The organism is Echinicola vietnamensis DSM 17526, from assembly GCF_000325705.1.
In the GTDB taxonomy this organism is placed as follows: Bacteria; Bacteroidota; Bacteroidia; order Cytophagales; family Cyclobacteriaceae; genus Echinicola; species Echinicola vietnamensis.
This window is the reverse complement of sequence record NC_019904.1, coordinates 2,455,389-2,469,757: the sequence shown is the minus strand read 5'-3', so window position 1 is coordinate 2,469,757 and position 14,369 is coordinate 2,455,389. Positions and strand designations below refer to the sequence as shown.

Annotated in this window: 11 protein-coding genes; 3 read left to right on the top strand and 8 right to left on the bottom strand. The window is 46.5% G+C overall.

Annotated elements, in window-relative coordinates; genetic code table 11:
• Window positions 1-29: 29 nt before the first annotated feature.
• The 8 genes from ECHVI_RS10230 to tsaD all read right to left on the bottom strand — a co-directional run bounded on the left by ECHVI_RS10230 (window position 30) and on the right by tsaD (window position 7,330).
• On the bottom strand, window positions 30-1,094 hold the full coding sequence (locus tag ECHVI_RS10230; protein WP_015265904.1) for a dipeptidase: 1,065 nt from the start codon (window positions 1,092-1,094) through the stop codon (window positions 30-32).
• A 232-nt stretch (window positions 1,095-1,326) separates the two neighbouring features.
• Window positions 1,327-2,433: a D-TA family PLP-dependent enzyme gene (locus tag ECHVI_RS10225; protein WP_015265903.1), complete on the bottom strand. Its 1,107-nt coding sequence runs from the start codon at window positions 2,431-2,433 to the stop codon at window positions 1,327-1,329.
• Between the two features lie 18 nt (window positions 2,434-2,451).
• Window positions 2,452-2,913, bottom strand: coding sequence for a RidA family protein (locus tag ECHVI_RS10220; RefSeq protein ID WP_015265902.1), 462 nt, complete (start codon window positions 2,911-2,913; stop codon window positions 2,452-2,454).
• Between the two features lie 122 nt (window positions 2,914-3,035).
• Complete coding sequence (locus ECHVI_RS10215) at window positions 3,036-4,352, bottom strand: gluconate:H+ symporter (RefSeq protein ID WP_015265901.1); 1,317 nt, start codon at window positions 4,350-4,352, stop codon at window positions 3,036-3,038.
• Window positions 4,353-4,526: 174 nt separating this feature from the next.
• Window positions 4,527-5,042 carry an HNH endonuclease gene (locus tag ECHVI_RS10210; RefSeq protein WP_015265900.1) on the bottom strand — a complete coding sequence of 172 codons (516 nt, stop codon included), beginning with the start codon at window positions 5,040-5,042 and terminating at the stop codon, window positions 4,527-4,529.
• Between the two features lie 2 nt (window positions 5,043-5,044).
• Complete coding sequence (locus ECHVI_RS10205) at window positions 5,045-5,854, bottom strand: C40 family peptidase (RefSeq protein WP_015265899.1); 810 nt, start codon at window positions 5,852-5,854, stop codon at window positions 5,045-5,047.
• Window positions 5,820-6,284, bottom strand: a complete 465-nt coding sequence (gene smpB / locus ECHVI_RS10200) for an SsrA-binding protein SmpB (protein WP_015265898.1) — start codon at window positions 6,282-6,284, stop codon at window positions 5,820-5,822. Before smpB ends, ECHVI_RS10205 begins: the two co-directional genes overlap by 35 nt.
• Window positions 6,285-6,322: 38 nt before the next feature.
• A complete protein-coding gene (gene tsaD / locus ECHVI_RS10195; protein ID WP_015265897.1) occupies window positions 6,323-7,330 on the bottom strand; it encodes a tRNA (adenosine(37)-N6)-threonylcarbamoyltransferase complex transferase subunit TsaD in 1,008 nt (335 codons plus the stop codon).
• Between the two features lie 6 nt (window positions 7,331-7,336).
• Here tsaD and ECHVI_RS10190 point away from each other — a divergent pair, with 6 nt between their 5' ends.
• The 3 genes from ECHVI_RS10190 to ECHVI_RS10180 all read left to right on the top strand — a co-directional run bounded on the left by ECHVI_RS10190 (window position 7,337) and on the right by ECHVI_RS10180 (window position 14,367).
• Window positions 7,337-12,028 carry a translocation/assembly module TamB domain-containing protein gene (locus ECHVI_RS10190; protein ID WP_015265896.1) on the top strand — a complete coding sequence of 1,564 codons (4,692 nt, stop codon included), beginning with the start codon at window positions 7,337-7,339 and terminating at the stop codon, window positions 12,026-12,028.
• Between the two features lie 87 nt (window positions 12,029-12,115).
• Window positions 12,116-13,411 (top strand): cryptochrome/photolyase family protein, encoded by a 1,296-nt coding sequence (locus ECHVI_RS10185; RefSeq protein ID WP_015265895.1) that lies wholly within the window; start codon window positions 12,116-12,118, stop codon window positions 13,409-13,411.
• A complete protein-coding gene (locus ECHVI_RS10180; RefSeq protein WP_015265894.1) occupies window positions 13,408-14,367 on the top strand; it encodes a Smr/MutS family protein in 960 nt (319 codons plus the stop codon). The genes ECHVI_RS10185 and ECHVI_RS10180 overlap by 4 nt, the downstream gene beginning before the upstream one ends.
• Window positions 14,368-14,369: the final 2 nt, after the last annotated feature.

The window sequence follows — 14,369 nt, the reverse complement described above, 5'->3', positions numbered from 1 at the left end:
ACCAAACGCCTATACTGCCATTACCTGCATCACCCCCAGACATTTCGCAAAAACCTCAGCCAATTCCCATGCATGACCTTTTCCACCTCGCTTTCCTTATATCCTCTCTTCCGCAATAAATCGGGGACACTGGTCAAATCAGCAATGGTTTCCAAATCATACGGGCATTGCTCCTTGCCAAAAGCCCCGTCCAAATCTGACCCGATACCGATATGATCTGCATTTCCGGCCAACTGGCAGATATGGTCCAGGTGATCAATCATTTTTTCCAAATTACAGCCCATACCTTCTGGAGTAGACTCACCTCTCACCCACCCCGGTACCATCATCCAAGCATCCAGCGCGCCACCAATCACTGCATCACGGGCAATCAATTCCTTTAGCTGCTCGTCACTAAACTGGCGGTTATGGTCCACCAAGGCCCGGCAATTGTTATGGCTGGCCCAAACTGCCCCTTCAAAATGATCCATCGCTTCCCAAAAGCTATCGTCACACAAATGGGTGGCATCCAAAATTATGTTCAGCCGCTCCATTTCCTTCAGCAAGTCTTGCCCCCTTCTTCCCATAAAGCCTGTTGCATCGGTCCCTTGGGCATACCTCCCTGGGCCATAATGCGCAGGCCCCAGTGCCCTTAACCCATATGCGTACGCCTTTTCCAGATAGCCCAAATCCACCATGGAATCCGCTCCTTCCAAGGAAAGAATATATCCAATGGGCAACTTATCCCCTCCCCAATGCCAGTCATCCAAATGTTTTTCCAAACTGTCCAAATCCGTAATCTGAACCATCTCACCCGCGTCTTCCATCGCCTTGTACCAAGCCAGCTGCCCTTGTGTTTGCGCCCAAGCCTGCGCTGGGGAATGCCAGCCGGGCAAGGAATTGTCAGGAGCCACATACCGGGCAATCTGCGTCGCCACCACCAGTCCAATATTTCCCGCCCGAAGAGCCGGCAATGAAACGGTGGCCTTTCCTCGATCCGGTTTGTCTGTCATGCCCTTTTCCCTGGCATTGATTCCTGTAACAGGTTGAGTCAGGTCTCTGTTCCACTCCAGTGCATTCATGCTGAGGTCCAAATGGGCGTCGATTGTAAACATATTTTTAGGTTTTGAAAGTTTAATTGTATTATGGTGAGAAGACAATAGCTTAAAACAAAACACTCATCAAACGGCGTTGGCAGTATCCATCTACACGGAGGCAAAACGCTACTTCTGGCACTTCCTTGGTCGCAGTTGACGGAATTAATTATTGGGTTTTACTTGGAAGAAAGGGTCCTACAGATTTCGTTTTACATTTACCTCACCATTCAGAGCACTTTTTGCTCATTTACTAAATATTAATCCTTCTCTTCCTTGCCAAGGTTTTCCACTCACCAGAAAGTTTATGGTTATCTACCGTCAGCACGCGATCATACATGGCCACTGTAGGACAAATATGGTAGGGGATTGCATACACCACTTCTCCAACGGGAGGTCTATCATCCTTAGGTACCTCTACCACCAAATGCTCCTCACTGTGTCCCACAGGATTCCAGATGGGATGGTCGGGAAACCATACGCGCCTATCCAACGCCCCTTCGGAGGCGACGGACTTATACCCTAGATCCAAGCAAATCAATTTCTCTCCGGGCCTGGAGATCACCCTTCCCATCAGTACGGCTGCAAATTCGAAGGACTGCTCAGACAATCCTTCTTGGTAGCCCTTGTCCCAATAGGCAAATGTACCGGGACTGCAAGTCACTCCGGGTCGCTGGGCGTGAATCGGAAAGGTGGGCGAACCACCGGCAATTACCTTTAATCCCCCATCATACTTTTTCTTCAATTGTTCCGCCAATGCCTCCACTGGCGCAAACGCAGTGTCGCACGCTTCTTTTCTTAACGCCAAATCCTTATGCCTGATATGGCCATCATAAATGTGCAGCCCCATCGTAATCAAGTGGCTGGTCTCTTTGCAATAATCATACAGATCCATGGCTTCTTCCAAGGGTCTTACACCTGTTCTGTCAGTGCCTACATTCAGGTCCAAAAACACCCTGAGGTAAACATCCGCTTGATAGGTGTGGGCCGAAAGGTGCCGGGCCTGCTCTGGACAGTCCACCAAGCATGAAAATTCCGTATCCTGGTACACCAGCATGAGCTTGATCATCCTGTCCACTTTAGGCCCCACCATAGGGTAGGCGATCAATACCTCCTTTGCACCTGCCATCCCCAGCATTTCCGCTTCGGCGATGGTAGCACACTTAAATTTATCAATCCCAGCATCCATCAGCATTTTCACCACTTCCATGCATTTTACGGTCTTGATGTGCGGCTGCAGCCGGGACACCTCTTTCACCATGGACTTTAGCTTTCCAATATTTGACTTTACACGCTTGGGATAAACCGCAAGCGCTGGGGAATCAATGGCCTCCACTTCCTTAATCTCGTACCAATCCATTTATCTTTCTTTTTTACATTAATGCAATTCAAACATCGCTTCCACCTCAACAGGGATATTATCTGGCAGTGAACCGAACCCTACTGCACTGCGTACGCCCACGCCATTCTCTATCCCCCACACCTCAGCGAAAAGTTCACTACAGCCGTTAATGATATAGGGATGTCGTTCAAAATCGGGGACGCAATTGACCATACCAAGGATTTTAATGACTCTTTTGACTTTGTTGAGGCTGCCCAAATTGGCCCTGATCGTAGCCAGCATGGCCAAACCAACCTGACGGGCCGCCAATTTCCCTGCTTCATCATCGAGGGCATCTCCAATCCTTCCCATGATCAATGAACCATCATCCTGCACGGTGCCATGTCCCGATAGGTACAAGTATTTCCCGTCGATAAGACAAGGCTTGTACACTCCCTTTGGCGCTGGAGCTGGTGGTAGGGTCAATCCTAATTTCTTGAAATTTTCTTCTGCTGACATGCTTTTTTATTTGATCGTTAAATCGTTGAAATATTTTATGGTTAGCGGAGATACCGCCCCATCCGCCCTTTAATCCCTTTGCAATTTGGAAGACCTTTCCTCAGCAATGCCGAAGGGAGCCGCTATCCCACGACCCAGTCCAGCACCATTACCCCTGCCAACCCCACTACTGCCACGATGGTCTCCATCACAGACCATGACCTGATGGTATCCTTAATGCTGACATTGAAAAACTCCTTATACATCCAAAAACCGGCATCATTAAAGTGGGAAAACATCAAGCTCCCCGCTCCAATGGCCAAAACCACCAAATTGGGATCCACGCCCGAACCTTCTATCAAAGGCGCAATAATCCCGGCTGTGGTCAGTCCTGCTACGGTGGCAGACCCCACGCAAACCCTAATGACAGCCGTAATTGTCCAAGCCAACACCAGCGGATGTACGTTCCACCCTTCCAATCCATCCGCAATCACTTGACTCACCCCACTATCCAACAGTACTTGCTTTAAAGCCCCCGCACCTGCCACGATCAGGATGATCATGGCCACGTCCTTCACCGAATCCACATAAATATCCATTAAGTGATCCATCTTCATGCCTTGGTGAAGCCCTAAGGTAAATGTAGCCACCAAGAGGGAGAAAAGCATCACCATCCCTGGATCTGCTATAAATTTCACATAACCATATAATGCGCTCTGTTCATCTGTCTGCATTAACAGTACCGGTGTCCCCACCAGTAGCACCACGGGAAGCAGCGCAGACAAGAAACTATTGATGGTTCCTGGCAATTCCTCCTCAGGCTTGCTGCTGGCACGGAAACTTTTCAGTGGACTGGCCGGAATATGCTTGAGGAACCGCGCAAAAAAAGGACCTGCAACCAAGATCGTAGGTATGGCGACCATCATTCCATAAAGCAGCGTCACGCCCATATTGGCATCAAACTGTGCCACCAGTGCCGCTGGAGAGGGATGAGGAGGCAAAAATCCGTGGGTCACGGACAAAGCCGCCAGCAAGGGAATCCCCACATACACGGCAGATAGCTTGTACTGATGAGCCACGGTAAATACCAGAGGCACCAGCAATACAAAACCAACGTTATAAAACAACGGAATTCCGACCACCAAGCCAGTCACCATCATGGCCCAGTGGATATATTTCTTTCCAAAAACCCGCATAAGAAAATCGGCGATCCGCTGTGCGGCACCGCTTTCAGCCACGAGCTTTCCCAACATCGCACCCATCGTAATGATAATCACCAAATCTCCCAGGAGGCTCCCCATCCCTTGCTGTACGGACACCGCTACTTGCTCTGGTGGAATGCCCAAAAGCAACCCTGCTACGATAGAAGTGATCAAAAAAGCTATAAAGGGGTTGAGCTTGGCCCATACGATTAGTAGTACTAATAATAAAATACTTAGGAGCACAAAGAGTATTGTCACTGGCAGTCTGGGTTTTGGTTAAAAGAACCAATATAAAAATTTTCAAGGAAAAGCACCCATCCAAGCTAAGCTCATTTAAAAAATATCCCATTAGCATTTATGCCAGTGGTTTAAATAGACCTTCTCGTCGTATGGAATGACATAAGTTTTTAGGTAACCTCCTGTACCTGCCGTTCACCCCGGCTGCACCGCCTTGGCGCTGAGAAAGGGAATCCATTCTTCGGCATTTCTTTCCGCATATTCTGCCAAAAAATAGGCCAGTGTAGGCTTAAAGGGTTTTTTACGCATCAGCATCCCTACTTCCTCGGGAGTTTTATCTCCTTTGAGGACATTGCAGCGATGGCAAGCGGTGATCAGATTGGTCCAGCTGCTTTTTCCGCCTTTGGAGCGTGGAATGACATGGTCTACCGTCAGGTGTTTGGGTGAGCCGCAATACTGGCACTCGTTATCATCCCGCTTAAAAAGGTTACTTCTGGTCAGCAACACTCCCCGGTAAGGGACATTTTTGTATTCATCAAGCCTTACCACAGCTGGATAGCTAAATTCTCGGTCAATCGTACGAATGCTCAGAAAAGGATAATCCGCCAACACGCTCACCTTTTCCAAAAGGGTGAGGACCATCGCTTTTTGCACATTGACCACGGCGATGGGCGTATGATCCAGATTGAGCACAAGTACTTTTTTTTCCATTCTTATAACAAGCTCCTGATATCCAAAACCCTATACAAAGGTGAATTGTTTCTGGTCATGATCCGTCCATCCAGCTTTACCGGATCTATCCGCACTCGTCCCCACACATGAATCACCTGATTTTCACCCACATATATTCCTGCATGATGAGGAATATCTTTGTTATTTCCAAATATTACGATATCCCCGACCTGAATTTTCTTTTCTTTCACGCTTTTTCCTGCCTCTACCAGTTTAGAGATAAACTTAGGGACACTATAACCGGCCATTTTATAGGAAAGCTGAATAAAACTTCCAGCCCCAATACCAAAAAAGCCCCTTCCGCCAGACAGAAAGGGCACATGCATAAATCGCTTGGCTAATGAAATCAACTCTTCGCGGCTTGCCTTATCTTTGATGTGACGTCCAGCTCCTTTAAACTCCATCACACCTCCCATGTCAAACAGTTCAGTGGATCCTATATGAAGATGGCTGCCTGCTAAAATATGGAGTTGCTCCCCCTGGTATTTAATCGTGGCCACCGGAGAGGTGACCACCTGATAATCTTCGTAATTATAATAACGGTAATCTTCTTCATTGATTTGGTGGTGCTGAGCCCTAAGCATCCAGCCTGTTGCCCCTTCCTCCGTGGTCTTGATCCTTATCCATTTTTCATCTCCGGTAATCCCCAGCACGGTGTAGGTTTCTCCAAAAAGCAGTTGCGTAAGCAAGCCTACGCCAGGGCTTGGCTCCAGGTAAACGCTTACCAAGCTCATTCTGCAGATTCCAAATTGATGTTCAATAGGCCATTCGGTCAAGTTCTCGTTTTGCATCTTTCTTTTTAATATCCTGACGTTTGTCGTGAAGCTTTTTACCTCTACCAAGGGCAATTTCCACTTTTGCCAAGCCCCTGTCATTGATAAATATACGAACAGGAATGATGGCAAGTCCTTTTTCGGTCAATTTACTTTCTAATTTATCAAGCTCTTTTCGATTTAACAACAGTTTACGCTCACGAACAGCGTCGTGGTTAAAGTGTGCGGCCTGCGTGTAGGGAGAAATGTGCATTTGCTTGATAAACAACTCCCCCCTTTTGAAATAGCAAAATGCCTCCTTCAGGGATACCTTTCCTTCTCGAATGGACTTGATCTCTGTTCCCTTCAGGGAAATTCCCGCCACATACTTATCCAAAAACTCGTATTCAAAACTTGCTTTACGGTTTTTGATATTGACAATTTTGCTGAATCTATTTTCCTTTTTCATGTGATCTTACAATTATTGGAGCGTTCATGCTTCACATTCTAAAGCTTCATTTTGGCTACTGGACTCACATCCAATCCACAAAACGCTCCCTTCAAATACTTATAATGCGCCGCCATGGCAATCATGGCAGCATTATCGGTGCAATACTCAAACTTGGGCACATAAACATTCCAGCCTAACTCTCCCGCTAAACGGTTCAGTTCGGCCCTAAGTCCAGAATTGGCCGACACCCCTCCCGCTATGGCGATTTCCTTCACCTTATGCTCTCTCGCCGCTCTTTTCAGCTTTTGCATCAGCATCTTGATCAGCGTAAACTGAACCGAAGCACAGATGTCTGCCATATTTTCGGTGATAAAATCCGCATCTTCCTTTAAACGGTCACGCAGGAAGTACAACACTGCAGTTTTTATGCCACTAAAAGAATAATTCAGTCCAGGCATCTCCGAGAGTGGAAACTGAAACGCTTGGGGATTTCCTTCTTTGGCATATTTGTCCACCAGCGGCCCTCCTGGATAGGGAAGCCCCAAAAGCTTGGCGGTCTTGTCAAAAGCCTCTCCCACGGCATCATCCAGTGTTTCACCGATGACTTCCATTTCCAAATAATCCTTCACCAAAACCAATTGTGTATGGCCTCCACTGACGGTCAAGCAAATAAACGGAAATGCCGGCTTGGGATCATCGATAAAATGCGCCAAGATATGCGCCTGCATATGATTAACATCTATCAATGGAATGTCCAAGGCATAGGCAAAAGACTTTGCGAAAGACACGCCCACCATTAGGGAACCCATTAAGCCCGGACCACGCGTAAATGCCACCGCAGACAGCTCTTCATGTGCGATACCGGCTTCCGTGATCGCTTCATGGATCACCGGAATGAGGTGCTGCTGATGTGCCCGGGATGCTAACTCCGGCACTACCCCACCATATTTTTCATGTACGGATTGCGTGGCGACAATATTATTAAGTATTTTGCCATTAGATATAATGGAGGCGGAGGTCTCGTCGCAAGAGGACTCTATAGCGAGTATATTAATATTCTTCATAATCCTTTGGAAAAGAAATCGAAAGTTACGGAATTTTTGCAGAAAGCATGGGGGGGAGCATCACGCATCTTATCCGTTCCCTATGTTTTCTTTAATATATTCCTGAAGAAAACCATCAAAAGGATCTTAAAAGTTCTCCTTTACCTGCTGATCCTGTTTTTGCTCGTTGCCGGTTCCTTGCACATTCCTTTTATCCAAACCATCGCTTCCCAGTTTCTGGCAAGTCAGCTTAGTGAGCGAACAGGCTTCGAAACCACCATCCAAAATGTCCATGTCCGTTGGTGGGATGCCCTGAGCGTACAAGGATTGGTGGTCAGAGACCCACAGGATAGTCTTATGGCCAACTTGGAAAGTGTTTATGTGGATTTTTCACCTTCTACTATTCTGGATCCAAACCAACCCGGCATCGACGAAATCCAGCTAAAAGGAGGTGAGCTCCGCTTTCTGACCCATGAGGGCAATCGGCTCCCCAATATTTCCCATTTCATCAATGAGCTAAATGGCATTTTTGCCCCGAAGAAGAACAAAACAAGGGAAAGCACCAGCCAGTTTTCCATCAGTAGGATGTCTTTCGAAAAAGTATCCTTGGACATCATGGATTTCAGAAAGGATCCTATCATTAACGGCTTTGATTACACGCGTCTTCGTTTCCGAAACCTGGTAGGAGGCGCCAGGAACTTCCTATCAAAGGACGGCGAAATTTCGCTGGACATACGCTACCTAAGAGGATTGGAAGCCAACTCCGGGGTAGAAATACAGCAGCTTCTGACCCATTTTTCCTACTCCAAAACGGCCATGGAGTTTGATGATCTCTTTTTTAAATCCAATGAGACGGTCATCAAGAATTACCTCAAATTCAGCTATGACAGCGTGGGTTCCTTAAGTGACTTTAACCGCCAAGTAACCATCGATGCCAGTTTAGACGAATCGGTACTGGACATCAAAGACCTTAAATATTTTACAGATAAGATCCCTGATTTTGACGACAGGATTTACCTGAGTGGTGATGTTTCCGGAAAAGTCAGCGACTTGCACTCTGATGAGCTCCTGATCAGGTTTGGAAGAAGAAGTGCCCTGTTTGGCCAGTTTCATATTGACGGGCTTCCTGCCATTGACAGTACGTTCTTCCAGCTTTCCCTGGTAAATTCCATGGTCACCAGCGAGGACCTCTCGCCTTACCTGGACGAGCAAACGCGGCAAGAAATTTCCAAGTTTAAAGACATCCATTTCGATTCAGATTTTTCCGGTTACCTTTCGCGATTCAGGACCACCGGTGAATTCCGCACCGCCATAGGCAATGTTTCCGGTAGGTTGGATTACCTGCTCGAAGAAGAAAGTCCCAGATATTATGGGCAGTTATCTGCCAAAAACCTAGACCTCGGCATTCTGCTGAATGATCCCCAAACCTATCAAAAAGTAACCTTGCGGGGCAATCTAAGGGGAAGCGGTACCAGCCTAGAAACCATCCTGGTAAACCTGGATGCACGCATCAGTAATATTGGAATCAATCGGTACAATTACAAAGGCATTACCACCAATGCTACTTTTGGCAAGGACCTGTTTAAGGGCCAATTGGCCATCAATGATCCCAATTTAAAAATGAAGGTCGACGGAACCTTGGACCTGCGAAATGCCATAGACTCCGCAAGGCTGAACATGAAAGTGGACACCGCCTTTCTTCACCAGCTAAACCTTACTAAAGAAGCCTATTTCGTCAGTGGTGGAGTGGAACTGGACACCAAAGGCACCGACTTGGACAAAGTGGAAGGCATCGCTCGGTTCAAAGACCTATTGATCAGCCATCAAGGCAGGAATTTCACCATAGACAATTTCTTCTTCCAATCGGTTTTTGCGGATGAAACCCGAATGATCTCCCTTAACTCAGACCTTCTGGTCGCCAATATATCGGGAAATTTCCACGCCAAAGAAGTGGCCAATGACATCCAGCATTTGCTACGGGACTACTCCGATATTCTGACCAATTCCGAGTTGGATAAAACCAATGGCAACAAGGATGATCTCAATGAATATAACATTGACATCAACATGAGCTTGCACGATATCAATCCCATTCTGCAGCTCTTCGAACCGTCCCTTTACATCTCCAAAAACACTACCGTGGAAGGTGCTTTTTACCAAACGGCAGAAAACACCATCTTTAATTTCTATGCTGGAATCGATACCATTCAGTATGATTCGAAACTGTTTCTGGAAAACGACTTGGACTTCAATACCGCTAAGATCAAAAACTCCCGGGAAGTATTGGCCGCCTGCTATATCAACTCCAAAGAGCAGCAATTGGCCCCAGGTGTGGTGTTTAATAACCTCAGCATGGAAGCCATTTGGGATGAGTCAGCCATCGACTTCAATGTGGGGATTGACCAGTTAAACACCAACAGCTATGCCCAGATCAAAAGTAAAATCGAACTTTCAAAGGATCAAACCTCCATTGTTTTTGCTCCTTCGGACATCAAGATTCTGGACAATTACTGGGAATTTGACCCTGAAAATTCCATTATCATTTCCCCGGACAGAATTGATGTAGACAACCTCAAGCTGGCTAACAACGGTCAATTCCTCGCTTTAAATGGACGAATAAACGAAAATCCGGAAGAAATCCTGAGTTTTGAGATCCACGACGTCAACCTTGACTTTATCAATACCTTTGCGATCAGGAAATATAGTGGCACGGCGAATGGGATATTTGCCTTTAACAATTTCTTACAGCGGACAGGAGCCTATGGAAGCCTAGTACTGGACAGTCTGTCGGTCAATAATTTCCTGATCGGAAACATGGAGGCGGCTACCTACTTCGAAAATGACAAAATCAACCTCAGCCTGACCAACACAAGAGAAGCAAAAAAAAATATAGAGGTCACCGGTTTTATTAGTACCGAAAATGATCAATTATCCCTGAAAGGAAATTTTAGCGAGACGAAGCTTGATGTTTTGGAGCCGTTTTTGTCGGATTATCTGACAGAATTTGGCGGCACGGTGTCTGGGGACATTGATGTCTCTGGAACAGTAGATCAACCAATCGTACAAGGAATCGGCACCCTCACTGGCGGAACGGTTCGTGTCAACTACCTGAACACTCACTACACTGTGGATGGCAACATCCTTTTCACACCCAATGAAATCAGCTTCAAAGGGCTTAACATTGCTGACCCCCAAGGAAATACTGCTCGAATGTCCGGAGGCATTGCCCATGATGGCTTTAGTGACTTTATCTTGGACATTTCTTCTAACCTCACCAACTTCCAAGTACTAAACACCTCCTTGGAAGACAACAGTCTTTTCTATGGGACGGCCTTTGCCAGTGGCACCTTGGACATTTTTGGTGCAGCCCAAAACCTGGACATCACCGCCAAGGCTACCACCCAGCCAAAAACAGAAATTTACATCCCATTGGGATCCACCGAAAACCAAGCACAAGAAGAGTTTATAAACATCATCAACGTCCGCGACACCACTCGTGAGATCAGTATTGAAGAAGCGGTCGAAAAACTGGAAATCAAAAATGTCCGAATGAATTTTGTACTTGACGTCACTCCTGACGCCTATACTGAAATCCAAATTGACCCTAGAACAGGTGAAAACATCCAGGGCAGGGGACGAGGAAACCTTAGCCTGAACATCGATACACAGGGAAATTTTAACATGACGGGAAACTATGAAATCGTCGATGCCAAGTACAATTTCTCGCTCTACAACATTATCAACAGGCAATTCAACATCCAACCGGGGGGAAGGATCTCTTGGTTTGGAGATCCTTATGAGGGCATCATGGACATCACCGCCACTTACAAGGAAAATGTTTCCCTCACCAGTCTCCAGAACAGCCAAACTTCTTCGGAATTTGAGGACGCCCAGCTGTACAGAAGGTACCCTGTACAGGTCATCATGGACTTGGACGGGCCATTGATGTCTCCAGAAATCAACTTTGACTTTGACTTCTCTGAATTCCCGGACGGAGAAGCCCAAACTACCATTTCAGCATTTAAAAACCGTATCGCCAATGATGAGCAAGAAAAAAACCGTCAGGTATTTTCCCTTATCATGCTCAGACGCTTTTCGCCTGAAGGCCAATTTAACAGTGCCGGAATCGGCTTCTCAAACCTCAGCCAGCTGGTCTCTTCCCAGTTAAATGCACTGATCTCCCAAGTGGACCAAAACCTGGAAATCAACATTGACCTCGCCTCGCTGGATGAAACGGCCCTGGAGACCTTCCAGCTAAGTGTGGCCTATACCTTTTTGGATGGCAGGCTGCGGGTCAGCAGAGACGGCAGCTTTACCGACCCCCAAGGAAATGCCGACCTGGGAAGTATCGCCGGGGACTGGCAGGCCGAATACCTCATTACCGATGATGGCCGCTATCGCATTCGTGTCTATAACAGAAACAATTTTAACACTTTCACTTCGCTCCAGCTTGCCGAACGGGTAAACACCTATGGCGTATCCTTGTCCCAAACACTTCTCTTCAGTTCATTCAAGAAGCTTTTTCAGAATTTAGGGAAAAAGAAGAAAAAAGAGCACCTGCTCATCAACGATTCCGATGATTACCTCAGGGACAACTATCAAGAAGGGAATAACCTCCCCGATCCTGGCACGCCAGGCACTCCTACAGACTCCTTGAAAATCAACATCATCGAAACCAAGCCAGAAGAACAAAACCTGGATGAAACATCAAACAATTAAGTGCCAGGCAGGTTATTGGAGAATAAAGGAAAGTTGAATCCATGCACTGTTCAGCTTCCCGATCAGATGATTAAACCTAAAAGATCAATGAAAAAAATCACGCTTTTTTGGATGCGAAGAGACTTGCGGCTGGAAGACAATACGGCTTTGTTCTATGCGTGCCAACAAGAAAACAATGTGCTGCCATTGTTTATTTTCGACACCACTATCCTAGAAGAACTGGATGACAAGAAGGATGCCCGAGTGGCTTTTATTCACCAAAGACTCCAACAACTCAAGGAGGCCCTGGAAGCCAAGGGCTTTTCGATATGGGTAAAGACAGGTAAGCCACTGGAGATTTTCAAGCAATTGGTCGACGAAAATGACATCGCCGCGGTGTATTGCAACAGGGACTATGAGCCGTACGCCATCTCAAGAGATAAAGCCGTCAATGCATTTCTCAAAGAAAAGGGGATTGACTTTTTGGATTTCAAAGACCAAGTCATCTTTGAAAAAGATGAAATCCTCAATGAAAGCGGTGATTTTTATAAAGTATACACCCCTTATAAAAATGCGTGGCTTAAAAAGTTCAAGGCAGCTCCTCCTACTCCCTTGACTCCGGACCTAAAACGGCTACACCAATCCTCGCCTGCTGACTTCCCTTCGCTCAGGAACCTGGGCTTCGACGAAACCAACATTTCCTTTCCGCCCTTGGACATCGACAAACCACTCATCAGGCAATACGACAACATGCGGGATTTCCCTGCGGAGGATAAAACATCACATTTGGGCATTCACCTGCGCTTCGGAACCTTAAGCATCAGAAAGCTGGCCCTTGAGGCCGAAAAACTGAATGCTACTTTCTTAAGTGAACTGGTTTGGCGTGAGTTTTTTATGATGATACTCTATCATCATCCACAGGTAGTTACGGAATCTTTCAAAAAAAAGTACGACAATATCCCATGGCGCAATAATGAGGAGGAATTTAACAAATGGTGCGCGGGGAAAACCGGATATCCCATCGTCGATGCTGGCATGCGAGAACTCAATACGACCGGCTATATGCACAATAGAGTCAGGATGATTACAGCAAGTTTCTTAACAAAGCATCTTTTAATTGACTGGCGTTGGGGAGAAGCGTATTTTGCGAAAAAATTACTGGATTACGAACTGGCATCCAATAACGGTAACTGGCAATGGGCGGCAGGAACCGGTACGGATGCCCAGCCATATTTCAGGATATTCAATCCTGCATCACAGGTGAAGAAGTTTGACAAGGACCTCGCCTACATCAAAAAATGGGTGCCCGAATATGGTACTGACCAATATCCAGCCCCCATGATAGATCACAAATTGGCCCGAGAAAGGGCGCTAGAAACTTATAAATCAGCATTGGACAAATGAACATTGGAGATAAGGTGCGGCTGCTGCACGGTAATGAAGAAGGCACGATTACCAAAATATCCGGAAGCGGAAGAATTGAAATCGAAATAGAGGATGGGTTTAAAATCCCTGCTATGAAAAATGAGGTGGTGGTCATCCACCAAACCGAGAAGGAGTACTTTGGTGATGAAAAGGCTCCTGCCCCATCCGAGGCTACGACGCTCTCCTCCTCCAAAAGCCAAGCCCCAGAGCCGGGGCTGTTCCTCAGCTATGTCCCCCTCAATGACAAAGACCTTAGTGTCCACCTGATCAATAACACAGAAAAGGATTATCTTTTCATGGCATCTGAGGTATTTGGAGAAAATTCCCGCACACTGGCATCCGGAAACTTCGCGGCCAAGACCAGTCAAAAAATCGACGAAAAGGCCATTCCGCAATTTGAAAAGTGGCCTGAAGTCTTTTTCCGCTTTATCCCCATTAACCACAGGGCAGAAAAAACCCTTCCGGCTTTTGAGAAAAAGGTAAAATTCAAGGCTTCTTCCTTTTTCAAAAGCCAGCATACCGCTCCTGTCACGGGCAAAAAAGGCTACCTTTTTCCGCTGGACCACCAAACCAAAACACTGGATATCAACCAGCTAAACCAAGACCTCAACAAAGAAAACGAGCAGCAGCCCGTAGAAAAACAGTTCAAACGTCCGGCCAAGGAAATTGACCTGCACATCGAAAAGCTGGCGGATGACCATGAATTCATGAGTAATAGTGAAATGCTGCGCCTTCAGATGGAGACCTTTGAAAAGAACCTAAACTATGCCATCGCCGCTGGAATGGACGACATCACCTTCATCCACGGCATTGGCAATGGGGTATTACGAAAAGAAATCCACAAATACCTGAGTCAATTGGGAAATATTAAGTATTTTCAGGATACCCAAAAGAACCGCTTTGGATATGGTGCAACCCTTGTACGTATAAACTAAAT

Bases quoted from the DNA above. Each gene is read 5' to 3' on its own strand.
- ECHVI_RS10230 (WP_015265904.1), bottom strand. From the start codon at position 1,094: ATGTTTACAATCGACGCCCATTTGGACCTCAGCATGAATGCACTGGAG.
- ECHVI_RS10225 (WP_015265903.1), bottom strand. From the start codon at position 2,433: ATGGATTGGTACGAGATTAAGGAAGTGGAGGCCATTGATTCCCCAGCG.
- ECHVI_RS10220 (WP_015265902.1), bottom strand. From the start codon at position 2,913: ATGTCAGCAGAAGAAAATTTCAAGAAATTAGGATTGACCCTACCACCA.
- ECHVI_RS10210 (WP_015265900.1), bottom strand. From the start codon at position 5,042: ATGGAAAAAAAAGTACTTGTGCTCAATCTGGATCATACGCCCATCGCC.
- ECHVI_RS10205 (WP_015265899.1), bottom strand. From the start codon at position 5,854: ATGCAAAACGAGAACTTGACCGAATGGCCTATTGAACATCAATTTGGA.
- smpB (WP_015265898.1), bottom strand. From the start codon at position 6,284: ATGAAAAAGGAAAATAGATTCAGCAAAATTGTCAATATCAAAAACCGT.
- tsaD (WP_015265897.1), bottom strand. From the start codon at position 7,330: ATGAAGAATATTAATATACTCGCTATAGAGTCCTCTTGCGACGAGACC.
- ECHVI_RS10185 (WP_015265895.1), top strand. From the start codon at position 12,116: ATGAAAAAAATCACGCTTTTTTGGATGCGAAGAGACTTGCGGCTGGAA.
- ECHVI_RS10180 (WP_015265894.1), top strand. From the start codon at position 13,408: ATGAACATTGGAGATAAGGTGCGGCTGCTGCACGGTAATGAAGAAGGC.